The organism is Micromonospora sp. WMMC415 (assembly GCF_009707425.1).
Lineage (GTDB): Bacteria > Actinomycetota > Actinomycetes > Mycobacteriales > Micromonosporaceae > Micromonospora.
Genome location: NZ_CP046104.1, coordinates 2,740,359 through 2,765,712, shown reverse-complemented (window position 1 = coordinate 2,765,712; position 25,354 = coordinate 2,740,359). Strand labels below are relative to the sequence as shown.

Here is a 25,354-nt window from a genome sequence, read left to right as displayed (position 1 = left end):
GCGTGACGACCGTCACGCCACCACCCCCGAAGGCGGCTACAGCGATGGCTCTCGATGTACCGTACCGTTCCATCCCTGACATGTTTCTCAAGCGCGTCGCGGCGAGTCCCGACCGCCGCGCTTTCGGTCACCCGGGCCCGGACGACTCCCCGGTCTGGCTGACCTGGGAGCAGGTTGCCCACCGCGCCAAGGCGATCGCCGCCGGGCTGCACGGCCTGGGCGTCGGTCAGGAGGATCCGGTGGCGATCCTGGCGAACACCCGGCTCGAGTGGGTGCTCGCCGATTTCGGCATCATGTGTGCCGGCGGCGCGACCACCACCGTCTACCCCACCACCGAACCGGAGGACGCGACCTACATCATCGCCGACTCCGGCTCCCGGGTGTTGTTCGCCGAGAACCCGGCCCAGGCCGCGAAGATCGCCGGCGCGGAACTGCCGAGGCTCACCCACGTCGTGCTCTTCGACGGCGCGGCGGACCCGGCCGCGGCCGTACCGCAGCTCACCCTGGCCGAGCTCGAGGAGCAGGGCGCCCGCGCCCTCGCCGCCGAGCCCGACCTGATCGACATGCTGGTCGCCGGCATCGGTCCGGACCACCTGGCCACCCTCATCTACACCTCCGGCACCACCGGTCGCCCGAAGGGCGTCGAGCTGCTGCACGGCGGCTGGTGCTGGGAAGGCGTGGCACAGGCCGAGCTGGGTCTGCTGCGCGAGGACGACCTGCAGTACCTGTGGCTGCCGCTGTCCCACTCGTTCGGCAAGACGCTGCTCTGCGGGGCGACCCACGTCGGCCTGCCGACGTACGTCGACGGCCGGGTGGACAAGCTCGTCGAGCTGCTAGCGGTGGTCAAGCCGACGCTGATGTGCGGCGCCCCGCGCATCTTCGAGAAGGTCTACAACAAGGCGGTCACCACGGCCCAGGACGCCGGCGGCGCGAAGGCCAAGATCTTCGCCTGGGGCGTCCGGGTCGGCAAGGAGAAGGTCGCCCTGGAGCAGGCCGGCAAGCCGGTCCCGGGCGGGCTGAAGCTGAAGTACGCGGTGGCCGAGAAGCTGGTGTTCAGCAAGCTCCAGGCCCGCCTGGGCGGCCGGATCCGGGTGCTCGTCTCGGGCGCGGCGCCGCTCAGCCCCGAGATCGCCACCTTCTTCGCCGCCGCCAACCTGCCGATCTCCGAGGGCTACGGCCTCACCGAGACCAGCGCCGGCAACTTCGTCAACCCGCCGGACGGGCTCCAGATCGGCAGCGTCGGCAAGGCGATGGGCGACCTCGAGTGCCGGATCGACACCGACGGCGAGATCCTGATCAAGGGTCGGCCGGTGATGCGCGGCTACCACAACCTGCCCGAGGAGACCGCCGCCGCGTTCACCGAGGACGGGTACTTCCGCACCGGCGACATCGGCACGCTGGACGAGAAGGGCTACCTGCGGATCACCGACCGCAAGAAGGACCTGGTGAAGACGTCCGGCGGCAAGTACATCGCCCCGTCGCACATCGAGGGCATGTTCAAGGCGACCTGCCCGTACACGTCGCAGGCGGTGGTGATCGGGCAGGCCCGCAACTACTGCACCATGCTGGTCACCCTCGACCCGGACGCGATCAAGGGCTGGGCGGCCGGCACGCCGCTGGAGGGCCGCAGCTACGCCGAGATCGTCGCCTCGCCGGAGGCGCAGGCCATGGTCGACGAGTACGTCGCGCAGCTCAACAACAAGCTGAACCGGTGGGAGACGATCAAGAAGGTCACCATCCTGCCCCGCGACCTCACCATCGAGGACGGCGAGATCACCCCGTCGCTGAAGATCAAGCGGCGGGGCGTGGAGAAGAACTTCGCCGCGGAGATCGACCGGATGTACGAGGGCACGCTCGCCGAGCTCTGACCGGTCCGACCGGCGGCCCCGCACCCCGACCGGGGTGCGGGGCCGCCGCCGTACCGGGCCGGCTCACAGGTGGCGGCCCCGCCAGGCGGTCTGGTCGGCCTCCGCCGTCACCTGCTCCCGCAGCGCCACCTCCCGCACGTTTCGCCGCAGCGGCGCGTCGACGACGGTCTGCACGGCGACCAGCACCACGGTGGCCAGGGCGAGCACGGAGAGAGCGAGCATCTCCCCCAATGGGGCGGCCAGCGGCACCAGGACGGCGAGCAGCACCACCGCCGTCACCGACGGCCAGCGCACGGTCCCCAGCACCCGGAGGCCGAGTGCGACCAGGCCGAGCAGGTAGAGCGCGACGCCGCCGTAGAGCGCCAGCAGGTCCAAGCCGGGCAGCGGCAGCCCCCAGGTCGGCGTGGACGAATCGGCGCCCTCCTCCAACAGGCCCTTGAGGCCCAACGCGAGCAGGATGATCCCCGCCACCAGCACCGTGTGCAGGTAGGTGTACGCGTCCCGGGCAAGAGCGGCGCGGACTCTGGGAACCCGCGCCCGGTGCAGCGTCTGCTCGGAGGCCAGCGCCAGCGTGTCGAAGTACGCCCACCACAGGGCGGCCACCACGGCGATGCCGAGCAGCGCCGCGATGATGATCGGCCAGCTCAACGGCAGTCCGGCGGTGAAGCCGGGTCCGATCCCGAGGGCGATGATCGTCTCGCCGAGGGCCACCAGGACGATCAACGCGTGCCGCTCCGCCCAGTGCCCGGCGGACAGCACAGTCCAGCCGGTGCCGGGCAGGACCAGTCCCGACCCGTACTCGACGCCGATGGCGGCGAACCAGAGCGCGAGCCGGACGACGTGCTCGACGCGGTCCTCGGCGAACCGCTGCGGCAGCACCGCGGCGATGAGGAGGAATCCGGTGGCCGCCAGCACCGGCACCACCGGCAGAAACCGACGTAACCGCGAGCGCTCCTGCCGGACCATCCAGCCGAAGACCGCCACCTGGCTTATCCGGATCACGAAGTAGCAGACCGCGAACACCAGTGGCCCGGGCAGGCCGCCGGGCAGGTCCCGGAACGCCTTCGGCATCGCGAGAGCGAACACGAAGGCCGTGGCCGTGGCCGCGAACCCGACGAACGGGACGACGCCCTGATCCGTACGGACGAGGTTGCCCAGCACCGCGAAGCCGGTCCAGGCCCACCACAGCAGGGCCAGCACCAGCAGGCCCTGCACCAGGCCGCGCAGGGTCGGGTTGCCGGCAACGGCCGTGGTGACGTTGAGGAAGGCGAAGACGAACACCAGGTCGTAGAAGAGCTCCAGGCGGGTGGTCCGGGAGCCCGGCGCGCTGGGCTGGACGCCGCGCGGCCATGGCGTCCCCCGAACGCTCTCCACCTGCGTAGTCTGTCAGCCGAGGCGCTGCGGGCAGGCAGGATTGACCGACCGGCGACCGCCGCGAAGCCCCCGGTGCCCACCGGTGTGCGTCGCACCGGGGCGGCCTCACGCGATGACCGTCGGCTCCCGCCACTGCGGACGGCCGGCGCGGTCCAGGTCGTACCGGACGGCGGCGATCCGGCCGACCGCCTCCACCAGGTCCGCGACGGGCAGGGTGAACGGCAGCCGGAGGAAGCGCTCCAGCGTGCCGTCCAGGCCGAACCGGGGGCCGGGCGCCAGGCGTACGCCGACCTCCTCGGCGGCCCGGGCGAGGGCGCTGGAGATCGGCCCGTCGAGTTCGGCCCAGAGGGTGACCCCGCCGTGCGGCACGGTCACCCGCCAGTCCGGCAGGCGCTCGGCGAGGGCGTCGAGCAGCGCGTCGCGCTGCGCGGTGAGCTGCGCCTGGCGGGCCGCCACGATCGCCGGGGCCTGGGCGAGCAGGTGGACGGCGACCAACTGGTCCAGCACCGGGCTCGCCATGTCGACCCCGACCCGGGCGGCGGCGAGGCGCTGCACCTGCGGGGCGGACGCCCGGATCCAGCCGATGCGCAGGCCACCCCAGAACGGCTTGCTCATCCCGCCCACCGTGACGACCCGGGAGTGCCGGTCGAAGCTCGCCGTCGGCGGCGGCACCACCGTGCCGTCCAGCGGCAGGTCCACGAAGGACTCGTCGATGATCAGGTCGGTGCCGACGGCGTGCGCGGTGGCGACCAGCCGCTCCCGCAGCGGCGCCGGCATCAGGTGGCCGGTCGGGTTCTGGAAGTCGGGGATCAGGTAGGCGAGCTTGGGCCGGCCCTGCCGCAGTGTGCCGAGGAGCAGGTCGGCGTCCCAGCCGGGCTCGTCGAGGGCGAGGCCGTGGGTGGTGATCCGCGCCCGCCGGGCGGCGAGGGCGGCGAGCGCGTTCGGGTAGCTGGGCGCCTCGACCAGGACGCTGCCGCCGGGGCTGTGCGCGAGCCGGAGGACCAGGTCCAGGGCGTGCTGGGTGCCGCTGGTGACCATGATCTGGTCGGGCGAGGTGGGCAGGCCCCGCTGGGCGTACGCGTGGGCGATCGCCTCCCGCAGCTCGATGATGCCGGTCGGGTGGTAGCCGGCGCCGCCCAGGTAGCACGGGAGGTCCTCGGTGGCGGCGCGGGCGGCGGGCAGCAACTCGGGCGGGGCGGCGAGCGCGGCGACCCCGAGGTCGATCATGTCGCGGTCGTCGAGGGGGGTCCACAGGCCGGTGCCGGCCATCCGGTGGTTGCCGGGGAGCATGGTCCAGCTGCCGGCGCCGCGCCGGCTGGCCAGGTGGCCGCTCTCCCGCAGTTCCCGGTAGGCGGCGGTCACCGTGGTGCGGCTGATCCGCAGGGCCTCGGCGAGCTCGCGTTCGGCGGGCAGGCGTACGCCCAGCGGCAGCCGGCCGTCGGCGAGCAGCCCACGGACGGCGGCGGCCAGCGCGGCGTAGTCGGGGCTGCGCCGGCGGCCCGGCAACGCGTGCCACTGGCCGAGCAACCGGGCCAATTGGACGCCGCGTACCTGACTGGTCATAGCCACTCCCGCGATATTGGCTCTTCTCTCTCAGCAATTGGCACCTAGGGTGGCATGCGTGGCTGCGATTGGCAATCTCCGGTACCGGCCGGCACGACGGCTGGCCCAGCTCTACGCCGGGCTCGTCCTCTACGGCGTGAGCATGGCCCTGATGATCCGCTCCGGCCTCGGCCTGGATCCGTGGGACGTCTTCCACCAGGGCATCTCGGAGCGGACCGGGCTCTCCTTCGGCACGGTGACCATCGCGATCGGCGCGCTCGTGCTGCTGCTGTGGATTCCGCTGCGGCAGCGGCCGGGCGTCGGCACGGTGAGCAACGTGGTGGTGATCGGCCTGGTCGTCGACGCCACGCTGCCGCTGCTGCCGCCGGACCTGCCATTCACCGCCCGGGTGGTCCTGCTGACCAGCGGGATCGTCGCCAACGGCGCGGCCACCGGGCTCTACATCGGCGCGCGGCTCGGCCCCGGCCCGCGGGACGGCCTGATGACCGGGTTCGTCGCCCGCCGACCCCGCTTCTCGATCCGGCTGGTCCGCACCGCCATCGAGGTGACCGTGCTGGCGCTGGGCTGGCTGCTCGGCGGCACGGTCGGCGTCGGCACGGTGGCGTACGCGCTGACGATCGGGCCGCTGACCCAGTTCTTCCTGCCCCGCGTGACGGTTCCCCTCCCGGCACCCCCGCCGGCGACCGCCACCCCGACCCCGGCCACCCCCTGAAGCTCGCGGTCACGCACTCCCGGCCTCCCGTTGCACCGGTTCGACGCGGCCGAAAACGCAAGATCGCGCAGGGTGATCAGAGGGTGACGGGCGGGTGGCCGGTGGGGGTCGGGTGTTTCCTTTCCCCGGGGCGGCCGGCAGAATCTGGCCATGGTGGAGAACCGCTGGCGGTGGACCGACGCCTGGATCTTCGTCTCGTTGGTGATCGCGAGTGGTGCCGGCCGGCACCGCCGGGCCGCGTCGAGCCGTCGACCCGAAGGGGTCCGCCTCGCCGACGTGCTCTCCACCGCCGACCACCTCAACCAGTCGATCCCGGAACGGCACGACGTCGAGATGGCCGTCCGCCGCCTGGCGGGCGCGGGGCTGGTGAGCGTCACCGACGGCTGGTTCCGCATCACCCCCGACGGCGAGCACCTCTGGCGCACCCGCCCGAACGCCGGGCTGGCCACCACGGTCGACGCGGTCCAGAGCGCGCTCAGCCGCCGCCACACGCCCGGCGACGCGGAGTGGCACCTGGACGAGGCCGACCACGCGGCGGCCGTGCAGGAGTACGTGGTGCGGTCGATCCCGGCGCCTCGCCGCTCTCCCGAGAACCACGCCCGCCGGGAGTGACGGGCGCGCGCGGTCCGCGTACGCGAGACGGCGCGCCGGACCGCGACGGCGCGGTCAGCGGACGGAGTGGCCCGCCCCGCGCAGCGCGTCCTTCACCTGGGCGACGCTCAGCTCGCCGAAGTGGAAGACGCTCGCGGCGAGCACCGCGTCCGCGCCGGCGCCGATCGCCGGCGGGAAGTGGGCGACCTCGCCCGCGCCGCCGCTCGCGACGACCGGAACGTCGACCACCTGCCGTACCGCCCGGATCAGGTCGAGGTCGAAGCCGGCCTTGGTGCCGTCGGCGTCCATCGAGTTGAGCAGGATCTCGCCCGCGCCCAGCTCGGCGCCCCGCCGCGCCCACTCGACGGCGTCGATGCCGGTGCCGCGCCGGCCGCCGTGGGTGGTGACCTCGAACCCGCTGGGCGTGGTGCCGGCCGAAGCGCGGCGCACGTCGAGCGAGAGCACCAGCACCTGCCGGCCGAAGCGGTCGGCGATCTCGGCGATCAGCTCCGGACGGGCGATGGCGGCGGTGTTCACGCCGACCTTGTCCGCACCGGCGCGCAGGAGGGTGTCGACGTCCGCGACCTGCCGCACCCCACCGCCGACGGTCAGCGGGATGAAGACCGACTCGGCCGTGCGGCGGACCACGTCCAGCATCGTGCCGCGGTCGCTGGCGGAGGCGGTGACGTCGAGGAAGGTCAACTCGTCGGCGCCGGCGCGGTCGTACGCCGCGGCCAGCTCGACCGGGTCGCCGGCGTCCCGCAGGTCGAGGAAGTTGACGCCCTTGACGACCCGCCCGGCGTCCACGTCCAGACAGGGGATGACCCGTACCGCCACCGTCATGCCGCGAGCCTATCCAACGCACCTCCGCCGGTGGCCGACCTGTGAGGCCGGCCACCGGCGGGTGCGTCGTGTTAACAAGGGGCCCTTCCTCTACCGCAGGCGTTAAGAGGGGGCCCTTCCTTACACCTTCACGAGCATTTTGCCCAGGTTCTCGCCGCGGAGCAGGCCGAGGAAGGCCGCCGGGGCGTTCTCGATGCCGTCGACGACCGTCTCGTCGTACACGAGCTTCCCGTCGCGCAGCCACCCGGCGACCTCCCGCACGAACTGGTCGCGGAGGTGGCCGTGGTCGCCGACGAGGAAGCCGCGCAGGGTGAGCCGCTTGCCGATGAGCAGCGCGAGGTTGCGGGGCGCGGCCGGCGGCTCGGTGGCGTTGTACTGCGCGATCATGCCGCAGACGGCCGCCCGGCCGTGCGGGCGCATCGCGCCGATGGCGGCCTCCAGGTGCTCGCCGCCGACGTTGTCGAAGTAGACGTCGATGCCGTCCGGCGCGGCGGCCCGCAGCTGCTCCCGCACCGGGCCGTCGTGGTAGTCGAAGGCGGCGTCGAAACCGAGGGCCTTCAGCCGGTCGACCTTCGCCGGGGACCCCGCGCTGCCGACCACCCGGGCGGCGCCCTTGAGCTTGGCGATCTGCCCGACCACGCTGCCCACCGCACCGGCCGCGCCGGAGACGAACACGGTCTCCCCCGGCTTCATCGCGGCCACGTCGAGGAGACCGGCGTACGCGGTGAGCCCGGTCATGCCGAGCACACCCAGGTACGCCGTGACCGGGGCCAGGTCCGGGTCGACGGTGCGGGCGGCCTTGGCGTCGAGCAGCGCGTACTCCCGCCAGCCGAGCCCGTGCAGCACGGTGTCGCCGGGCGCGAACCCGTCGGCCTCGCTGGCCACCACCTCGCCGACCGCGCCGCCGTCCAGCGGCGCGTCCAGGGCGAACGGGGCCACGTACGACTTGACGTCGTTCATCCGCCCGCGCATGTACGGGTCGACGGACAGGTACGTGTTGCGGACCACGATCTGGCCCGGCCCCGGGGTCGGGACGTCGGTGGTGACGAGGCGGAAGGTGTCCTCGGTCGGCCACCCCTGTGGGCGGGCGGCCAGGTGGATCTCACGGTTGGTGGTCACGGGCGTCCTTTCGTCGTACGCGGGCGGGGGCGTCGTGGCGTCACGCCGCCAGCGCCTCGCGGACGCGCAGGGCAACCTCGACGTTCCCGCGGGTCGCGTTCGAGTACGGGCAGACCTGGTGGGCCTGGGCGACCAGCTGCTCGGCGGCCTCCCGGGGCACGGCCGGCAGGTCGACCACGAGGGCCACGGTCAGCCCGAAGCCGCCGCTGCCGTTCGGCCCGATGCCGACCTCCGCCTCGACGAGGGAGCCGGTGACGTCGGCCTTCGCCCGACGGCCGACCAGGCGCAGCGCCGAGTGGAAGCAGGCCGCGTAGCCGGCGGCGAACAGCTGCTCCGGGTTGGCGGCGTCGCCCGACCCGCCCATCTCCTTGGGCACGGCGAGGTCCAGGGCGACGGTGCCGTCGGAGGTGCGGACGTGACCGTCGCGGCCGTCGCCGCTGGCCGTGGCGTGGGCGGTGTAGAGCACCTGCATGGTCGTCACTGCTCCTTCTGTCGGTGGATCGTCTCGGTGACCCGGGTGAGGGTGTCGCGCAGCGCGACGAGGTCGTCGGCGGTCAGCCCGGTCGCCCGGGCCACCCGCTGCGGCACGTCGGCCATGCGCTCGCGCAGGGCCCGCCCCTGCGCGGTCAGCTCGACCACCACCCGCCGCTCGTCGACCGCGGACCGCCGCCGGACCACCAGGCCCGCCCCCTCCAGCCGCTTGAGCAGCGGGGAGAGCGTGCCGGAGTCGAGGTGCAGCCGCTCGCCGAGCGCGGAGACCGTGGGCGCCTCGTCGTGCTCCCACAGGACCAGCAGCACCAGGTACTGCGGGTAGGTCAGGCCGAAGCCGTCGAGGATGGGCCGGTACACGTCGGTGAGGGCGCGCGACGCGGCGTAGAGCGCGAAGCACACCTGCCGCCGCAGCACCAGATCATCGGTCACCACAGAACCGTAGCGCACAATTTAATTGGGCACAACCAATAGTCACGTGGCGCACAGCGGGACGTCGGGTGGGATGGTCTCGGCCCGTTTCACCACCGTGGTCTCGTCACCGAGTCCGCCCGTACGCTGGATCGGCCGGGTCCGGAAAACCTTCAGGAAGAAGTTGACGACGTCGGCGACCACCTGCGGGATCGAGTAGCTGATGCCGTACCGCAACGTCACGGTGATGCCGGCGCCCCGACAGACCGCCAGCGGAGCGCCAGCGCCGGAGCCGAGCGTCGCGCCGACGCCGGCCCGCAGTCCGGCGTACACCCCGGCGGTGAATCCCAACGCCCCGATGCCGACGGTGAACTTGACGTCGTAGCCGAACAGGATCCCGTTCACCCCGATCGACACGCCGGTGATCGAGTTGGTGAGGCTGTCGCGGACGGTGAACCCGGCGGGCATCACCGGCCCCCAGTAGGGACGGTGGTAGCCGTAGCCGAGCGCGCCGGTCAGCGCGTACTCGCCGGCGGCCTCGATCGAGCCGTCCTTGGCGGTGAACACCGTCCGGATGTCCAGCACCTGGTCGACGGTGGCGGAGAACGGGATCCCGAGGATCGTGCCGACCGGCACGCTGAACTGCACCGGCACCGCGACCGACTTGGCGAGGTTGCGGACGTTGCCGACCCGGGTCGCGGCCTTGACCGCCACCCGCAGGCCGGCCCCGCCCGTGACGCTGAACTCCGCCCGGGTCACCGTACCGCCGCTGATCACGAGGTCGAAGCTGGCGGACGGCCGCTGCATGATCAGTGTGACCTCACCGGTCATCCGGATCTCACCGTCGTCGTAGCCGAAACGCAGGCCGACTCCCTCGGCGCAGCAGGTCGGGGTCATCCGGAACCTGCCCGCCGTCACGGCCTCCCCGGCGGTCGCGAGCTTGGCCGGCGGCTGCGGGGGCCGCGGCGGGGACGGGGCGGACGCGAGCCCGGTGCCGGCGGGACCGCCGCCACCACCGCCCGCCGGCAGGTCACCGACCGCCCACGCCGGCTCCCCCGCCGCGTACCGGACGGGCCGGTCGAGCGGCACCGGCCGCTCGGTACGGAAAGCGCCGTCCCGCACCACCTCGGTCAACTCGACCGGCGCGACCGTCACCGCCAGATCGTCACCCTCCGGGCGGACGTCCACCACCCGGCCGACCGCCCGCGACGTCAGGAACATGACCTTTCCCGGGGCGAGGTCGTCCGCCCGGTCGGCCTCCCGATTGATCCGCCACGTGAGGCCGTCGTCGGTCACCGACCGCACGACCGCACCGCCACCGCCGACCAGCACCACGTCCGGCTGGTAGGTGACGTCGGGGTGCGGTCGCGGCGCGAGCCCGTACCGGATCGCGTCCGGGTGGTAGGGATCCGCCGCCTCCCCGCCCCGCGGTTCGCCACCCTGGCAGGCGCTCGCCAGCAGAACGGCCACCAGGGCCAGGACCGCTACCGGACGACTCGTCCTCATCGCCGCACCCGCTCAGATCCGCCCGGCCACGGTCCGGGCGACCCGCTCCAGCGGCGCCCGGTTCTCCGCCGGGTCGTTGAGCCGGACCAGCCGCACCGCCACCCAGCGCCCCGCCCGGTTCACGAAAGCGGCCTCGGCACTCACGTACGCCTCGTCCGCGACGCCGGACAGCGGGCGCAGCTCGTGCCCCAGGCTCCGCTCGACGTCGAGGAACTTCTTCGCCCCGTCACCGACGAACACCTCCACCTGGGCGGTCGGCCCGGTGACCGGCCCGGTGTAGGTGCACGTCTCCCGCACCGGCACCGCGTCCTCCAGCTTCGTGCCGGCGAGTTGCTCGGCCTCCTGCTTGGACACCAGCGCGCAGGCGTCCGGGCCGGCTGCCGCCGAGGTGGCCACCGGCTCCCCCTCCGCGCCGGCCGGCGGCAGTTGCGAGTCGACCGGGGGCGGTGCGGCGGGCGTCGCCGCCGGCTCGTCACCGCCGCAACCGGCGAGCGGTATGACCATCAGCCCCGTCACCACCAGCAGCGGCAGCGACCGTCCACCCCGACCTGTCTGCTTCACCTCGACGTCCCTCCTCGACGAAAGTTCCCGGACCAGGGGCGACCGCCGACGACGCACCGGCCGGCGGTCCCCGGCCCGGCGGTCACCACCCGGTGCCGTCCGCGTCCGGTACGGCGATCCACTCGGCCGGGCCCAGCCGGTCCACCCGCCAGCCGGCGGCCGCCGCCGCCTCCGCGACGGTGTCCGCGTCCGGCCCCTCGACGAGCGCGAGCACGACGTCGTCAGCGGGGATGCGCAACGCACCGCGTAGCCGGGTGACGCCGTTGCTCAACCGGCTGAGCGACTCGTCGGCGCGGTCCTCGGGGACCCGGTCGTAGCGTTCGAGGACGAAGAGGCGGGTGGCCATGCGCCGACGCTAGGTCGCCGCGCCACCCGGGTAATCGGGTGTTTCCCTATGCTTCGACGTCGGCGCCCCGGGCCATGGCCGCGCCCAGCTCGGCGCGGCTGCCGACACCGAGCTTGCGGTAGACCCGGGCCAGGTTGGCCTCGACCGTCTTCGGACTGATGAACAGCGTGTCGGCGATGACCCGGTTGGTCCGGCCGGCGGCGGCGAGCCGGGCCACCTCCCGCTCGGTCGCGGTGAGCTGGCGGGGCGCGGGAGGGCGGCCACCTGTCCGGCCCGCCTCCAGCCGGGCCCGGGCCGCCAGGGCGACCGCGCCGAGGGCGTCGAACTCGACGGCCGCCGCGGCCAACGCGTCCCGCGCCTCGCGCCGGCTGCGGAGCCGCCGGTACGCGACGCCCGCCACCAGCAGGCACCGGGCCCGGTCGAAGGGCAGCACGTCGGCCGGCACGGCGGCCCGGGCGGCGACCAGCTCAGCGAGGGCGTCGGACGGGTCCCGGCCGAGGGCCCCGGCCAGCAGCACGCGACTGCGCGCCAGCCCGAGCGTGGTCCACGGCCGGGGCAGCCGCCGGTGCCGGGCGGCCAGCCGGTCCAGCACCGCCCCCGCGGTGGTCAGGTCACCGGCGCCGACACAGGCCTCCAGCCAGTCCGGCTCGAAGCGTTGGGCGAGCGGCTCGACGAGACCCATCTGGTCGATGGTGGCGGCGAGGTCGCCGTAGTGCCGGGCGGCCGCCGGTAGCCGGCCGTCGATCAGCGCGGCGAAGCCGGCCAGTTGCTCGTGGATCCGCCGGCACCACTCGTCGTCCGTCTCGGCCGCCCGGCGCAGCCCGGACTCGGCGATCCGCGTGGCCTCGGCCAGCTGGCCGCGGTGCACGAGCAGCAGCCCGTCCAGCCACTTCACGCCGACCTGGTCGCTGCCGTTCTGCTCGCCCAACTCGCGGGCGGCGGCGATGTGCGCGGCGGCGGCCGGCCACCGGCCGGCGAGCAGCTCGACCTCCCCGAGGTGGGTCCGGAGTTCGTGCTGGGACGGCTCGTCACCCCGCATGGTGGCCCGGTCCAACAGGGTGTGCAGCCGCTCCCGCGCCCGGTCGTGCTCGTCGATCGCCCGCCACCAGACCGCCGGCACGATCCCCGCCAGCCACGACGGCGCCGGCCCCTCCAGTTCCAGCGCCCGGTCCAGCAGCTCGGTGCGCGCCGGCAGCCCGCCACGGACCTCGTTGAGGAACAGCAGCAGCAACGCGGCGGCCTGCATGTCCCGATCGTTCCGACTGCCCGCGAGCAGCTCGATGGCCGCCTCGCCGTGGTGCCGGGCCGGGTCCGGGGCGTCCCGGAACAGGCTGAGGTGGGCGTGGATCCGTCCGGCCAGCGTCGAGCCGGCAGGCGCGGCCGCGAGTGCCGCCTCGGCCGCCCGCTCGGCCGCCCCCGGCGGCTCGTCGGAGCTCCACGCCACGACCGCACGCAGCAGCAGGGCCTCCGCCCGCGCGGCACCGGTCAACTCCCGCGCCGCCTGGTCGGCCGCCGACTTGGTGGCCGGGAAGTCACCGCCGTCGAACCGGCACTGCACCGCGGCCAGCCGCCATCGGGCGTGCTCCCCGACCGGCGGCGGAACCAGGCGGGCGGCACAGTCGTACAGGCCCGCCGCCGTCTCCGGCGCCCCGCGGGCCCGCTGCCGGTCGGCGGCCGCCGCGATCTCCGCCGCCGCCGCCGGGTCCGGCCCGGTCACGCAACGGGCGAGGTGCCGGGCCCGCTCGTCGGGGTTCTCCGTGGTGTCGGCGAGCAGCCGATGCAGCCGCCGGCGCACCCCCGGCGGGATCTCGGCACGGACCGCCGCCGCGTACACCGGGTGGGCGAACCCGACCACGTCACCGCCGACCGTGACCAGGCCGGCCTCCTCCGCGGCGTCGAAGGCGCTCGGTGGCACGCCGGCTCGGGCCAGCCCGGCCAGGGTGGGGACGCCGGACAGGGCGGCCAGGCGGATCGCGTCCCGGGTCTGCGGGGGAAGGGTGGCGAGCCGGTCGACGACCAGGCCCCGCAGCGACGGCGCGGCCGGCAGGTCGGCCCCGGGTGCCGGCGGGTGCGGCATCCGGAGCACCGCCCGGGCCAGCTCGATCGCGAGCAGCGGGTTGCCGCCGGCCTCACCGGCGATCCGGACGAGCAGCGGTCGGGGCAGCGCGGCGCCGAGCTCGGCACGCAGAACGTGGTGCAGGGACCCGACGCCCAGCGGGTCGAGCGTGAGGCGTTCCGGTCGGGCGGCCCGGTCGAGGCCCAGCGGCGCGGGCTCGGCGCCGGACTGCTCGACGCGGGCGGTCGCCAGGACGGCGACCCGCGGCACCAGCCGGCGCAGGGCGAACCGCAGCGCCCGTTCGCTCGGCGGATCGAGCCACGGAGCGTCGTCGACCGCCACGAGCAGCCGCGGCTCGGCCGGATCGGCCAGGGCGGCGCCGAGCAGTGCCTGCGTGGCGGCCCCGACCGACCGCTCGTCCACCGGCTGGGTGGCCTCGTCGGTGAGCAGCACGTTGGCGAGCGCGGCACGCTGCGGTGCGGGCAGCCGCGGCACCCGGTCGGCCAGCGTGGCCAGCAGGTCGGCCAACGCCGCGAACGGCAACCCCGCCTCGATCTCCGTCGGCGCGCAGTCCAGGACGCGCCAGCCGTCGCGACGCGCCGCGTCCAGGATCGCCCGGTGGACGACGGTCTTGCCGATCCCCGCCGGGCCCTCCAGGAGGACCGGCCGCCCCTCGGCCAGGGCACGCCGCGCACGGTCGATCACCTCGTCCCGGCCGACGACCGCCCCGCTCACCGAGCCAGTCTGGCAGCGCGAACAGCGGTCGGTCGAGCACGAACGGCGGGTCGCCCGACACCCGTACGATCCGGTGCGGCCGGGCTCAGGCGGCGGCCAGTGTCTCCAGCGCCTCGGCCACCGTGAAGGCGCCGGCGTAGAGCGCCTTGCCGGCGATCACGCCCTCGACACCGACCGGCTCCAGTGCGGCCAGCGCCCGAAGGTCGTCCAGGGTGGACACGCCGCCGGAGGCGATCACCGGGGCGTCGGTGCGGGCGCAGACCTCCCGCAGCAGGTCCAGGTTCGGCCCGCGCATCGTGCCGTCCTTGGTGATGTCGGTGACCACGTACCGCGACGCCCCGGCCTTGTCGAGCCGCTCCAGCACCTCCCACAGGTCACCGCCGTCGCGCGTCCAGCCCCGGGCCGACAGGGTACGGCCCCGCACGTCGAGCCCGATCGCGACCCGGTCGCCGAACTCGGCGCAGACCCGGTCGCACCACTCCGGATCCTCCAGGGCGGCGGTGCCGATGTTCACCCGGGCGGCGCCGGTGCCGAGGGCGGCCCGCAGCGACTCGTCGTCCCGGATGCCGCCGGACAGCTCCACCTTGACGTCGAGCTGCCGCACCACCTCGGCGAGCAGGTGCGCGTTGGATCCCCGGCCGAACGCCGCGTCCAGGTCGACCAGGTGGATCCACTCGGCGCCGTCGCGCTGCCAGGCGAGCGCGGCGTCGAGAGGATCGCCGTACGTCGTCTCGCTGCCGGCGGCGCCCTGCACGAGGCGGACGGCCTGGCCGTCGGCGACGTCGACGGCGGGCAACAGGGTGAGGCTCACGGAATCTCTCCTCGGATCAGGTACGACGGTCCAGAGCGATCACCACGATCGCCGGCAGTACGAGCAGCAGCAGCGCGACCAGGGCGAGTCGCAGCGCCAGATCGTCCACGAGGGACCAGATCAGCAGGATCGCCGCCCCGGTCAGCACCACGATCGCGGCGCGCTCCCCGCGACTGTGCCGCGGCAGCCGGCCGGTCCGCCCCCGGCGCACCGTGGGCGTCAGCCGGCGGACCAGTGCCCGCCGGCGGGCCCGGCGGGCCAGCCGCCGCTCCCGGACCACCCGCTCCCGCGCCGCCTCCGCCTCCCGCACGGCCCGGCGCCGGGCCCGTTCCTTGCTCATCGGACCTCCCCGGCGCCGCTTCCCGGCAGTCTCTCAGTCACCGGCGGGCAGCGTCGCGAGCCAGTTGCGCAGCAGCGCGGCACCCGTGTCGGCGGACTTCTCCGGGTGGAACTGGGCGGCGGAGAGCGGGCCGCGCTCCACGGCCGCCACGAACTCGGCCTCGTGGCGGGCGGTGGTGACGGCGGCGCCGGCAGCGGCGAGCCCGGCCACGTCGCCGACGGCGTACGAGTGGACGAAGTAGAACCGGCTGTCGCCGGACAGGCCGGCGAAGAGCACCGAACCGGCCGGCGGACGCACCGTGTTCCACCCCATGTGCGGCAGCCGCCGGGCCGGCAGCTTCGTAACCCCGCCGGGCAGCAGCCCGAGGCCCTTCGTCACGACGCCGTGCTCGTCGCCGTGCTCGAAGAGCACCTGCATGCCGACGCAGATGCCGAGCACCGGCCGGCCGGCGGCGACCCGCCCGGCGATGACCGGGCCGGCGCCGAGCGCCTCGATGCCCGCCATGCAGGCGGCGAACGCACCCACGCCCGGCACCACCAGGCCGTCCGCGTCGGCGGCGGCGGCCAGGTCGTCGGTGACCGTCACGTCCGCACCGGCCGCGGCCAGCGCGCGCTCCGCCGACCGCAGGTTGCCCGAACCGTAGTCGAGTACCACCACACGGCTCATGCCGCCGCCCCCTTCCGGTCGGCGCCGCCGCGGGACGCCGGTGCGCTGTACCGCTCGCTCACGACCCCTCCCCCGGGAGCAGCCACAACCCGCCGGCCACGGCGGCCAGCACGGCCAGCACCGCGGTGACCGCCAGCGCCCCGCGCGGGGCCCCCTGCCGGTGCAACGAGAGCACCCCACCGGCGAGCACCCCGGCCAGGACCAGCAGCAGGATCGGAAGCAGGCTCGCCATCAGAGCCCTCCGCCATCCGCGACCGCGGTACTGCGCCGCACTGCGTTCCTCGCGTTCATCAGAGGGCGCCCTTCGTGCTCGGCACCACGCCCGCCGAGCGCGGGTCGATCGCGGTCGCCTCGCGCAGCGCCCGGGACACCGCCTTGAACTGGGCCTCCACCACGTGGTGGGCGTCCGGGTGACCGCCGGGCCGGGCGGCCCGCAGCACGTCCACGTGCAGCGTGATCCGGGCCGACTGCCCGAAGGACTCCCAGATGTGCCGGGTCATGCTGGTCGGGTAGACCGGGCCGATGTACGGCGCGAGCGCCGGCTCGTCGTGCACGACGTACGGCCGGCCGGACAGGTCCACGGCGGCCCGGACCAGCACCTCGTCCATGGGGACGGTGGCCGAGCCGTACCGCCGGATGCCCGCCTTGTCGCCCAGCGCCTGGTCGAACGCCGCGCCCAGCGCGAGCGCGGTGTCCTCCATCGTGTGGTGCGCGTCGATCTCCAGGTCGCCGACGGTCTGCACGGTCAGGTCGAAGCCGCCGTGCCGGGCGATCTGGTTCAGCATGTGGTCGTAGAAGCCGACACCGGTGCTGATCTCGGCCTGGCCCGTCCCGTCGAGGTCGATCTCGACGAGGACCTTGGTCTCCTTGGTGACCCGCTCGATCCGGGCGGTCCGACTCATGACAGCTTCTCCATCGCAGACAAAAAGGCGTCGGTCTCGGCGGGCGTGCCGGCGGTGACCCGCAGCCAGCCCGGCAGGCCGACGTCGCGGACCAGTACCCCGGCGTCCAGCAGCGTCCGCCAGGCGGCGGCCTGGTCACCACGGGTCTCGAAGAGCACGAAGTTGGCGTCGCTGTCGGCCACCCGGTGGCCGCGGGCACGCAGGGCGGCCACGATCCGGTCCCGCTGCTCCATGATCGCCGCGACGGTGCCGAGCAGGGCGTCGCGGTGCGCCAGGGCCGCGCGGGCGGCGGCCTGGGTGAGCGCCGACAGGTGGTACGGCAGCCGGACCAGCTGCACCGCCGCCACCACCGCCGGGTCGGCGGCGAGGTAGCCGAGCCGCCCGCCGGCGAACCCGAACGCCTTGCTCATCGTGCGCGTCACCACCAGCCGGGGGTGCCCGGGCAGCACCGCGAGGGCGCTGACCGTGCCCGGCCGGGCGAACTCCGCGTACGCCTCGTCCACGACCACCATGCCCGGCGCCGCGTCGAGCACGGCCGCGACCACGGCCGGGTCGAGGGCCGTGCCGGTGGGGTTGTTCGGCGAGCAGAGGAACACCACGTCCGGCTGGTGCTCCCGGACCTGCGCCACCGCGTCGTCGGCGCTCAGGCCGAAGTCGGCGCCGCGCCGGCCGGGCACCCACCGGGTGCCGGTGCCGAGCGCCAGCAGCGGGTGCATCGAGTACGCCGGCGTGAAGCCGAGCGCGCTGCGCCCCGGCCCGCCGAACGCCTGGAGCAGCTGCTGCTGGATCTCGTTGGAGCCGTTGGCCGCCCACACGTGGTCGACGGTGAGCCCGTGCCCCAGGTACGCGGCCAGGTCGGCGCGCAGCGCCACCGCGTCCCGGTCCGGGTAGCGGTTGAGGTCGCGCAGCTCGACGGCGAGCGCCTTGGCGATGGCGTCCGCCACCGCCTCGGGCACCGGGTACGAGTTCTCGTTGGTGTTCAGCCGGACCGGCACGTCGAGCTGCGGCGCCCCGTACGGGGACCGGCCGCGCAGGTCGTCCCGGATCGGCAGGTCGTCCAGGGCACTCATGCCGCCGCCCCGCTCCGCTCGGCGCCGCCCTGACGGCGGCGAGGGCTGAGCCCGATGGTTCGCTCGCTCCGCTCGCTCACGGGGTCTCCCCCGGGAAGCGCGCGCTGACCGCCTGGCCGTGCGCCGGCAGGTCCTCGACGGTGGCCAGGGTGACCACGTGCGGCGCCACCTCGCGCAGCGCGTCCCGCGTGTACTCCACCAGGTGGATGCCCCGCAGGAAGGACTGCACCGACAGGCCGGACGAGTGCCGGGCGCAGCCGCCGGTGGGCAGCACGTGGTTGGAGCCGGCGCAGTAGTCGCCGAGCGACACCGGCGACCAGGCGCCGACGAAGATCGCGCCGGCGTTGCGGACCCGCAGCGCCCAGTCGCGGGCGTTCTCGGTCTGGATCTCCAGGTGCTCGGCCGCGTACGCGTCGACCACCCGCAGCCCCGCCTCGAGGTCGTCGACGAGCACGATGCCGCTCTGCTCGCCGGACAGCGCCGTGGTGACCCGCTCGGCGTGCTTGGTCGCCGGGACCTGGCGGGCCAGCTCCCGCTCGACCGCGTCGGCCAGCGCGGTCGACGGGGTGACCAGCACGCTGGCCGCGAGGGGGTCGTGTTCCGCCTGGCTGACCAGGTCCGCGGCGACGTGCGCCGGGTCGGCGGTGTCGTCGGCGAGGATGGCGATCTCGGTCGGGCCGGCCTCGGCGTCGATGCCGACCACGCCGCGCAGCAGCCGCTTGGCGGCGGTCACCCAGATGTTGCCCGGGCCGGTGATCATGTCGACCGGCGCGCAGAAGACCGTGCCGGCGGGGTCGACCGCGGCGCCGTACGCGAGCATCGCCACGGCCTGCGCGCCGCCGACGGCGTAGACCTCGTCCACCCCGAGCAGGGCGCAGGCGGCGAGCACGCGCGGGTCGGGAAGGCCACCGTTGTCCTTCTGCGGCGGGCTGACCACGACCAGCGAGCGCACCCCGGCCGCCTGGGCGGGCACCACGTTCATCACCACGGTCGACGGGTACATCGCCAGGCCGCCGGGGACGTACAGGCCCACCCGGTCGACCGGCACCCAGCGCTCGGTGACCGTGCCGCCGGGCACCACCTGGGTGGTGTGGTCGGTGCGGCGCTGGTCGGCGTGCACCCGCCGGGCCCGCGTGATCGACTCCAGCAGCGCGGCGCGCACCTGCGGGTCGAGCGTCCCCTCGGCCTCGGCGATCACCTCGGCGGGCACGCGCAGCACGTCCGGGCAGACCCCGTCGAACCGCTCGCTCGCCTCCCGGATCGCCGGGTAGCCATGCTCCCGCACCGCCTCCACGAGGGGGCGGATCCGCTCGACGGCCACGGACACGTCGAGCTGGGCACGAGGCAACAGGCGGCGCGGGTCACGGACACCGCCGCGCAGGTCGATCCGGTTCAGCACCCTTGCGAGTCTAGGCGGACACGTCCGGCACCGACCGGCACCGCCCGCACGACGGGACGGTGAGCCGGGACACGCCGCCGGGACCGGATCCGGATACGCTCGACGCGTGACTGCGCGGCTGCCGGTGTTTCCGCTCGGAACCGTCCTCTTCCCCGGTCTGGTGCTGCCGTTGCACATCTTCGAGGAGCGTTACCGCGCGCTCGTCCGGCACCTGGTCGATCTTCCCGACGGCGCGCCGCGGGAGTTCGGTGTGGTGGCGATCCGGGCCGGCTGGGAGGTCGCCCCGAAGGGGCCGGACGGCCGTCCGCTGCCCGACGGCGGCGAGCTCACGCTGCACGACGTGGGCTGCACCGCCGAGCTGCGGCAGGTGACCGAGCTGCCGGACGGCGGCTTCGACATCGTCACCGTGGGCCGGCGGCGGTTCCGCGTCGGCGAGGTCGACCGCGCCGGCGCGCCCTACCTGACCGCCGAGGTCGAGTGGCTGCCCGAGCCGGCGACCCCGGACGAGGCCGCCGGCCTGCTCGCCGCCCGCGTGCTCGCGGTGTTCCGGCAGTACCTGGGGCTGGTCCGGGCCGACCCGGAGGAGATCTCCGAGCAGCTCCCGGAGGATCCGACGGTCCTGTCGCACCTGGTCGCCGCGACCGCGGCGCTGACCGTCGCCGACCGGCAGCGGCTGCTCGCGATCGACGACACCGCCGCCCGGCTCCGCGCCGAGCTGCGGCTGCTCAACCGCGAGGCGGCTCTGCTGCGCCAGGTGCGGGCGGTGCCGGTGCCGCTGGGGGAACTCGCGTCGCCGCCGACCCCCAACTGACGCCGGGCACCGGCCCGGGGTGCAGCGACGGCCACCGGGACCAGCCGGCCAGCAGGGTGTACGCGACGGCGGCGCCGAACGCGGGCAGCAGCACGTTGCCGTACGGCACCGGGAGCACGCCCAGCACCCACTCGATCCCGCCGGCCCGCAGGTCGGCCGGCTTGCCGAACGCCTCGCCCTCCGGGGCGGTCGTCAGCAGCCGCTCGAAGGTGGCCAGCCCCACCCGGCGGCCGACCTGCCAGGCGACCAGCGCCGCGCCGAGCGAGCCGAGGACCGCGGCGAGCAGCCCGACCGGGCCCCGGCCCCGGCGCAGCACGAACCAGAGCGCGATCGCCGCCAGCACGCCGAAGCCGAGACCGAGCAGGCTGAACCAGCCGTCGGCGGCGATCGGCTGCTCGGGCTGCGGCTCGCCGTAGATGGCGCCCTCCGCGGTCCGCACCACCGGGGTGTCGGGTGCCACCGCGGCCCAGAGCAGCCCGAGCGGCGCGCCGAGCACCACCAGGCCGAGGGCCGCCGCCACGGCCCGCGCGATTCGCGGGCGGGGTGGCTCCTCCGCCACCGGGGGCGGACCGTCGTACCAGGTCGCCGGGTACACCGGGCCGGCCGGCCCGCCGACGGGCGCCACCGGCGGGCCCTTCGCCGCAGCGGGCCCCTCGGCCGCGACCGGCGTCGTCGGGTCGCCGCCGGACGGGCGCTCCCGCGGCACGGCCGGTGCGGGCGGCTCGACTGGTGGCTCGGCGTGCGGCGCCGCGGCCGCGGGCCGTGGCTCGGGGCGGTCGGGGTCGGGGGTGTCCGCGCTCACCCCGTGATCCTCTCAGGCGCGGCGCCGCGACGGGTCGCCGGTGGACGAGACGCCCGGCCGGTCAGCGGGCGAACGGCTCCAGCATCACGGCGGCGGCGTTCAGCCACGCCTCCCGGGTCGCCGGCTGGAGCTGGTGGTACTCGATCGACGAGCCGCTCTCCAGCGCCGGGTCGTACGGCACCACGGTCACCGCCCGGGTACGGGTGGCGAAGTGGCGCTCCAGGTCGGCCTGGAGGTCGGTGCGGCCCGGGGTGGGGCAGGAGATCAGCGTCACCGCGTTGTCGGCCAGCTCGCCCATGCCGACCTCGTGCAGCAGGTCGAGCATCCAGTCCGCGCTGAACGCCGCGTCCTCCCGGGGCACCGTGGTGACCACCAGCTGGTCGGCGGCCTGCATGACGGTGCGCCAGTTGGCGCTCTCCACGTTGTTGCCGGTGTCCACGCAGATCACGTCGTGGGTACGCCGGAGCAGCTCCAGCACCCGGCGCACGGTGAACTGGTCGAGCCGCTGGGCGAAGCGGGGGCTCTCCTCGCCGGCCAGCACGTCGTACGAGCCGTCCGAGGCGTGCCGCAGGTAGTCGTCGAGCTGGTCGAGCAGCTCCGGCCCGTCCTTGATCTCGATGTGGGCGAGGTCGCTGATCAGGTGCCGGATGGTGCGCGCGTGCCGGGCGCTGCCGGCGCGCAGCCCGAGGGTGCCGCGCAGCTCGTTGTCGTCCCAGGCCAGCACGCCACGGCCGCGGATACTGCCCACGGTCGCCGCGGCCAGCACGGTCGCCGTGGTCTTGTGCACGCCGCCCTTCGGGTTGGCGAACGCGAGCACCCGGGGGGTGCCCAGCTCGCGCCGGAGCACCGAGGCGGCCCGCTCCCGCTCGCTCTCCACCGCCTGCGGCCGCCACTCCACCCGGGCGTATCCCCGGTCGGCGGCCGGCGGCGCGTACGCCGGCTCGGGCTGGTGGCTTGTCCCCGGCGGCGCGTACGCCGGCTCGGGCTGGTGGCCGGTCCCCGGCGGCGCGTACCGCGGGTCGACCGGTGCGTGCCGGTAGCCGTTGTCGAGCAGGGCGTACCGCGACTGGGCCGGCGGGGGCGGCTCGGGCTCGGGGTAGCGCGGCTCCGGGCGCGGAGCCGGCGGCGTCCGGTACGCCGGGTCGGCCCGGTAGGTCGGCTCCACCCGGTAGGTCGCCTCGGCACGGTAGCCGGCGTCGTCCCGCGGGCCGCCGGCGTACGGTGGCGGTTCCGCACCGTAGGGCGGGGGCTCGGCGCCGTACGACAGCTCCGCGGGGTGCCCGACGGCCGGGACCCGGGCGGCGTAGCCGTTGCCGGCGGCGCGCCGGGGCAGCGGCTCGGGCGCCGGGGAATCCGCCCGCCGGTCCGACTCGCCCTGCTCAACGGCGCGGCCAGCCAGCCGCGCCCGGTCGAGCAGCGCCCGCCACCGCGGTGCCGGTTCGGCCGACCGTCCCCAGCCGGTCTCGCTGCCCTCCACGGCTCGCCCTCCCGACGCCATCCTGCTCCGCCTGACAGGCTACGAACGAAACCCTATTCGGGCCACACCGGTACGCGCACCGGCGGGCCCGCCCACTGTCAGGAAGTGGGCTCCGGCGAGCGGCTCTCGGAGGAGTCTGTCGAGGTCACCGGCGACTGCGAGGTCGCCGGTGACGGCGGCGTGGTCGACGGAACCGGTGACGAATTAATCACCGGTGGTGCCGGCGACGGGGTCGCGCCCGCGTCGGGCGTCGGCGCGGCGGCCGAACTGGGGACCGGATCGGCGGTCGCCGGGGCCGCGGGCGGGGGCACGGCAGCGTCCCTCGGCGGACTCGCCACCTCGTCCTGCTCCGGCAACGGAGGCGTGAAGACGGTGCGATCGAGCCGGCGCACCTCCGGAGCCGGGTCCACCACCCGCACCCCCGGCCGGGACGCCACGCGGCGCAGGGCGACCGGCTCCGCCCGGACCACCGCGGCGTAGAGGCAGGAGCACCCGGTGCGGTAGGCCGTCGCCTCCGCCGCGGCCACCTCGGCGCCGCTGACGTACCACTGGCGGAGCTCGCGTTCCTCGGGGCCGCCACCGGTCACCGCAGCGGCCCGCGCCAGGTAGTCGGCGGCCTCCCGGTCCTTGCGGGCGGCGACCTCGCCCATGGCGGCGACCGCGTCGTCGGGCAGCCGCTGCGCGGCGATGCGGACGATCTCGGTCTGCCGGTCGGGCAGCGGCACCCGTCCGAAGACGGCGGCGACCGGCACGTCGCCGAGAACGCTGGCCGCCCGCTGCGGTGTCAGGTACGCGGAGAGGGAGACCAGCGCGTACGTGCCGTCGCCGGACGACGGGACGGCCGCCGGCATCGCCGCCAGGTCGGCCGCGGCCGCCTGGACGTAGCCCGGGATGGAGTCCCCGGCGGCCACCCCGACCCGGGTGACCTCGCCCACCGTGCGGTCGCCGACCGGAGCGCCGTCGGTGGCCCAGACGGCGGTGAGCAGCACGGCGGCGCAGGAGAGCAGCGCCACCGTGGGCAGCACCCGGGGCCGGGCCGGGCCCTGGCCCAGCCGGCCGGCGGCGGCCAGGAGGCGGGGCAGCAGCTGCTGGTCCAGCTGGCGCAGCAGGTCACCGGCGCGCACGGGCGGAAGTCCCCCTCGTCGGGTCGTCACGGGCGGGTCTCCTGGATCTCGTCGACACCCGGAACGGGTCCGGCCGGCGAGATCCGTGAGACACGTGCTGGGGCGGTCGCCGCCGCCGTCAGTCCCGCAGGAGTGCCAGCGCGCGGTTCAGATCGTCAGGGTAGTCGCTGACGAAGCGCACCTCGTCCCCCGTTCGGGGGTGGCGGAACCCCAACTCGCGGGCGTGCAGCCACTGCCGGTCGAGGCCGAGCCGGGCGGAGAGCGTCGGGTCGGCACCGTACGTGAGGTCGCCGACGCAGGGGTGGCGCAGCGTCGAGAAGTGGACCCGGATCTGGTGGGTGCGGCCGGTCTCCAGCCGGACGTCGACGAGGCTCGCCGCCGGGAACGCCTCGAGCGTGTCGTAGTGGGTGATGCTCGGCTTGCCGCCGGAGACGACCGCCCAGCGGTAGTCGTGGTGGGGGTGCCGGTCGATCGGGGCGTCGACGGTGCCGCGCAGCGGGTCCAGGTGGCCCTGCACCACCGCGTGGTAGCGCTTGTCCACCTCGCGGTCCTTGAACGCCCGCTTCAACACCGTGTACGCCTGCTCGCTCTTGGCGACCACCATGATGCCGGTGGTGCCGACGTCCAGCCGGTGCACGACGCCCTGCCGCTCGGCGGCGCCACTGGTGGAGATCCGGTGGCCGATCGCGGCCAGCCCGCCGACCACGGTCGGGCCGGTCCAGCCGGGGCTGGGGTGGGCGGCCACGCCGACCGGCTTGTCCACCACGACGATGTCGTCGTCGGCGTACACCACGGTCAGGCCGGCCACGGCCTGCGGCACCACGGCGGGCGGGGCGGCCGGTGGCGGCAGCGTCACCTCCAGCCAGGACCCGGCCCGCACCTTGTGCGAGTTGGCCCGGACCGCGCCGTCCACCAGCGCGGCACCCGCGTCGACCAGGGCCGCGGCGGTCGTCCGGGAGAGCCCGAAGAGTCGGGCGACGGCCTGGTCGAGCCGCAGGCCGTCCAGGCCGTCGGGCACCGGCAGCGAACGCTGGTCACCGCCGGCCGCGAAGGCCGACGTCATGCCCGCCCCCGCGGCTCGCCGTCGCCGGTGGCCGCGTCGGCGGCCTCGACGGGACGGCCGTCGCGCCCGAGTCGGCTGCCGTCGCGCTGGCGGCCGGTCAGCTCGAGCAGCACCGCCAGGATGACGCCGCAGACCAGGGAGCTGTCGGCCAGGTTGAACACCGGCCAGACCCGCCCGTACGGGTCGAGGAGGCTGACCATGTCGACCACGTGGCCGACGAACCAGCCGGGGGCCCGGAAGATCCGGTCCATCAGGTTGCCCAGCGCACCGCCCAGCACCAGGCCGAGCGAGAGCGCCCAGGGCAGCGAGCGCAGCCGCAGCGCCATCCAGAGGATCCACCCGACCACGCCGATGGTGATCAGCGGGAAGATCCACGTGTGGTCGGCGCCGATGCTCCACGCCGCACCGCTGTTGCGGGTGAGGCTGAGGTAGACGAGGCCACCGAACAGCTCGACCGGCGCGCGGTCCTCGAGGGCCTGGAGGGCGAGGTGCTTGGTGAGCAGGTCCAGGGCGAGGGAGGTCAGCCCGACGCCGAGCAGGACCGCGAGGGCCCGTCGCCGCGGCGTACGCCCGCCCCGGGTCGGCGGGTCGGCGGGCCCGTTGTCGCCGGCGGGCCCGGTCTGGCCGGCCGGCTCGGCCTGACGGTCGGAGCCGGGTTGCCCGGCGGTCCGGGCGCGGCCGGGGCCGGGGGTCGGTGCTGCGGTCATCTGCTCCC

26 protein-coding genes are annotated in these 25,354 nt (G+C 75.1%); 4 read left to right on the top strand and 22 right to left on the bottom strand.

Annotated features, from left to right (window positions below; translation table 11 throughout):
• Window positions 1-44: 44 nt before the first annotated feature.
• Window positions 45-1,868, top strand: coding sequence for a long-chain fatty acid--CoA ligase (locus GKC29_RS13360; RefSeq protein ID WP_155331144.1), 1,824 nt, complete (start codon window positions 45-47; stop codon window positions 1,866-1,868).
• A gap of 63 nt (window positions 1,869-1,931) precedes the next feature.
• Here the strand turns inward: GKC29_RS13360 and GKC29_RS13355 are convergent, their stop codons facing one another.
• Together GKC29_RS13355 and GKC29_RS13350 are read right to left on the bottom strand one after the other, a co-directional pair.
• Entirely contained in the window at window positions 1,932-3,242 is a 1,311-nt protein-coding gene (locus tag GKC29_RS13355; RefSeq protein WP_155331143.1) for a low temperature requirement protein A, read from the bottom strand.
• A 105-nt stretch (window positions 3,243-3,347) separates the two neighbouring features.
• Window positions 3,348-4,805 carry a PLP-dependent aminotransferase family protein gene (locus tag GKC29_RS13350; protein WP_155331142.1) on the bottom strand — a complete coding sequence of 486 codons (1,458 nt, stop codon included), beginning with the start codon at window positions 4,803-4,805 and terminating at the stop codon, window positions 3,348-3,350.
• A gap of 58 nt (window positions 4,806-4,863) precedes the next feature.
• Here GKC29_RS13350 and GKC29_RS13345 point away from each other — a divergent pair, with 58 nt between their 5' ends.
• Together GKC29_RS13345 and GKC29_RS13340 are read left to right on the top strand one after the other, a co-directional pair.
• The gene (locus tag GKC29_RS13345; protein ID WP_155331141.1) at window positions 4,864-5,517 is read left to right on the top strand and encodes a YitT family protein; all 654 of its coding nucleotides are present in this window, start codon (window positions 4,864-4,866) and stop codon (window positions 5,515-5,517) included.
• Between the two features lie 150 nt (window positions 5,518-5,667).
• Window positions 5,668-6,129: a hypothetical protein gene (locus tag GKC29_RS13340; protein ID WP_155331140.1), complete on the top strand. Its 462-nt coding sequence runs from the start codon at window positions 5,668-5,670 to the stop codon at window positions 6,127-6,129.
• Window positions 6,130-6,183: 54 nt separating this feature from the next.
• On the opposite strand, the gene hisF is transcribed toward GKC29_RS13340, so the two are convergent.
• From hisF to hisD, 15 genes are all read right to left on the bottom strand, one after another.
• Window positions 6,184-6,951 carry an imidazole glycerol phosphate synthase subunit HisF gene (hisF, locus tag GKC29_RS13335; protein WP_155331139.1) on the bottom strand — a complete coding sequence of 256 codons (768 nt, stop codon included), beginning with the start codon at window positions 6,949-6,951 and terminating at the stop codon, window positions 6,184-6,186.
• A 120-nt stretch (window positions 6,952-7,071) separates the two neighbouring features.
• Entirely contained in the window at window positions 7,072-8,070 is a 999-nt protein-coding gene (locus tag GKC29_RS13330) for an NADP-dependent oxidoreductase (protein ID WP_155331138.1), read from the bottom strand.
• Window positions 8,071-8,110: 40 nt separating this feature from the next.
• Window positions 8,111-8,542: an organic hydroperoxide resistance protein gene (locus GKC29_RS13325; RefSeq protein WP_155334118.1), complete on the bottom strand. Its 432-nt coding sequence runs from the start codon at window positions 8,540-8,542 to the stop codon at window positions 8,111-8,113.
• A 5-nt stretch (window positions 8,543-8,547) separates the two neighbouring features.
• Entirely contained in the window at window positions 8,548-8,991 is a 444-nt protein-coding gene (locus GKC29_RS13320; RefSeq protein ID WP_155331137.1) for a MarR family winged helix-turn-helix transcriptional regulator, read from the bottom strand.
• Window positions 8,992-9,033: 42 nt separating this feature from the next.
• Window positions 9,034-10,476: a hypothetical protein gene (locus tag GKC29_RS13315; protein ID WP_155331136.1), complete on the bottom strand. Its 1,443-nt coding sequence runs from the start codon at window positions 10,474-10,476 to the stop codon at window positions 9,034-9,036.
• 12 nt (window positions 10,477-10,488) lie between these two features.
• The gene (locus tag GKC29_RS13310; protein ID WP_155331135.1) at window positions 10,489-11,037 is read right to left on the bottom strand and encodes a hypothetical protein; all 549 of its coding nucleotides are present in this window, start codon (window positions 11,035-11,037) and stop codon (window positions 10,489-10,491) included.
• Window positions 11,038-11,119: 82 nt separating this feature from the next.
• The gene (locus GKC29_RS13305; protein WP_155331134.1) at window positions 11,120-11,383 is read right to left on the bottom strand and encodes a hypothetical protein; all 264 of its coding nucleotides are present in this window, start codon (window positions 11,381-11,383) and stop codon (window positions 11,120-11,122) included.
• Window positions 11,384-11,429: 46 nt separating this feature from the next.
• On the bottom strand, window positions 11,430-14,174 hold the full coding sequence (locus GKC29_RS13300) for an AAA family ATPase (protein WP_155331133.1): 2,745 nt from the start codon (window positions 14,172-14,174) through the stop codon (window positions 11,430-11,432).
• A gap of 85 nt (window positions 14,175-14,259) precedes the next feature.
• Window positions 14,260-14,985 carry a bifunctional 1-(5-phosphoribosyl)-5-((5-phosphoribosylamino)methylideneamino)imidazole-4-carboxamide isomerase/phosphoribosylanthranilate isomerase PriA gene (priA, locus tag GKC29_RS13295; RefSeq protein WP_155331132.1) on the bottom strand — a complete coding sequence of 242 codons (726 nt, stop codon included), beginning with the start codon at window positions 14,983-14,985 and terminating at the stop codon, window positions 14,260-14,262.
• Window positions 14,986-15,001: 16 nt separating this feature from the next.
• On the bottom strand, window positions 15,002-15,325 hold the full coding sequence (locus tag GKC29_RS13290) for a hypothetical protein (protein ID WP_155331131.1): 324 nt from the start codon (window positions 15,323-15,325) through the stop codon (window positions 15,002-15,004).
• 33 nt (window positions 15,326-15,358) lie between these two features.
• The gene (gene hisH / locus GKC29_RS13285) at window positions 15,359-15,991 is read right to left on the bottom strand and encodes an imidazole glycerol phosphate synthase subunit HisH (RefSeq protein ID WP_155331130.1); all 633 of its coding nucleotides are present in this window, start codon (window positions 15,989-15,991) and stop codon (window positions 15,359-15,361) included.
• A gap of 58 nt (window positions 15,992-16,049) precedes the next feature.
• Window positions 16,050-16,223: a hypothetical protein gene (locus GKC29_RS29550; protein WP_196255867.1), complete on the bottom strand. Its 174-nt coding sequence runs from the start codon at window positions 16,221-16,223 to the stop codon at window positions 16,050-16,052.
• A gap of 58 nt (window positions 16,224-16,281) precedes the next feature.
• On the bottom strand, window positions 16,282-16,893 hold the full coding sequence (hisB, locus tag GKC29_RS13280) for an imidazoleglycerol-phosphate dehydratase HisB (protein ID WP_155331129.1): 612 nt from the start codon (window positions 16,891-16,893) through the stop codon (window positions 16,282-16,284).
• The gene (locus GKC29_RS13275; RefSeq protein ID WP_155331128.1) at window positions 16,890-17,963 is read right to left on the bottom strand and encodes a histidinol-phosphate transaminase; all 1,074 of its coding nucleotides are present in this window, start codon (window positions 17,961-17,963) and stop codon (window positions 16,890-16,892) included. The genes hisB and GKC29_RS13275 overlap by 4 nt, the downstream gene beginning before the upstream one ends.
• Window positions 17,964-18,039: 76 nt before the next feature.
• The gene (gene hisD / locus GKC29_RS13270; RefSeq protein WP_155331127.1) at window positions 18,040-19,362 is read right to left on the bottom strand and encodes a histidinol dehydrogenase; all 1,323 of its coding nucleotides are present in this window, start codon (window positions 19,360-19,362) and stop codon (window positions 18,040-18,042) included.
• Window positions 19,363-19,468: 106 nt separating this feature from the next.
• On the opposite strand from hisD, the gene GKC29_RS13265 reads away from it, so the two are divergent.
• Window positions 19,469-20,173 (top strand): LON peptidase substrate-binding domain-containing protein, encoded by a 705-nt coding sequence (locus GKC29_RS13265; RefSeq protein ID WP_155331126.1) that lies wholly within the window; start codon window positions 19,469-19,471, stop codon window positions 20,171-20,173.
• On the opposite strand, the gene GKC29_RS13260 is transcribed toward GKC29_RS13265, so the two are convergent.
• The 5 genes from GKC29_RS13260 to lspA all read right to left on the bottom strand — a co-directional run bounded on the left by GKC29_RS13260 (window position 20,088) and on the right by lspA (window position 25,346).
• Window positions 20,088-20,975 (bottom strand): DUF2567 domain-containing protein, encoded by an 888-nt coding sequence (locus GKC29_RS13260; protein ID WP_155331125.1) that lies wholly within the window; start codon window positions 20,973-20,975, stop codon window positions 20,088-20,090. The genes GKC29_RS13265 and GKC29_RS13260 overlap by 86 nt on opposite strands.
• 61 nt (window positions 20,976-21,036) lie before the next feature.
• Window positions 21,037-22,473: an AAA family ATPase gene (locus tag GKC29_RS13255; RefSeq protein ID WP_155331124.1), complete on the bottom strand. Its 1,437-nt coding sequence runs from the start codon at window positions 22,471-22,473 to the stop codon at window positions 21,037-21,039.
• Between the two features lie 77 nt (window positions 22,474-22,550).
• Entirely contained in the window at window positions 22,551-23,576 is a 1,026-nt protein-coding gene (locus GKC29_RS13250) for a hypothetical protein (protein WP_155334117.1), read from the bottom strand.
• Between the two features lie 118 nt (window positions 23,577-23,694).
• A complete protein-coding gene (locus tag GKC29_RS13245; RefSeq protein ID WP_155331123.1) occupies window positions 23,695-24,639 on the bottom strand; it encodes an RluA family pseudouridine synthase in 945 nt (314 codons plus the stop codon).
• Window positions 24,636-25,346: a signal peptidase II gene (lspA, locus tag GKC29_RS13240; RefSeq protein WP_155331122.1), complete on the bottom strand. Its 711-nt coding sequence runs from the start codon at window positions 25,344-25,346 to the stop codon at window positions 24,636-24,638. Before lspA ends, GKC29_RS13245 begins: the two co-directional genes overlap by 4 nt.
• Window positions 25,347-25,354: the final 8 nt, after the last annotated feature.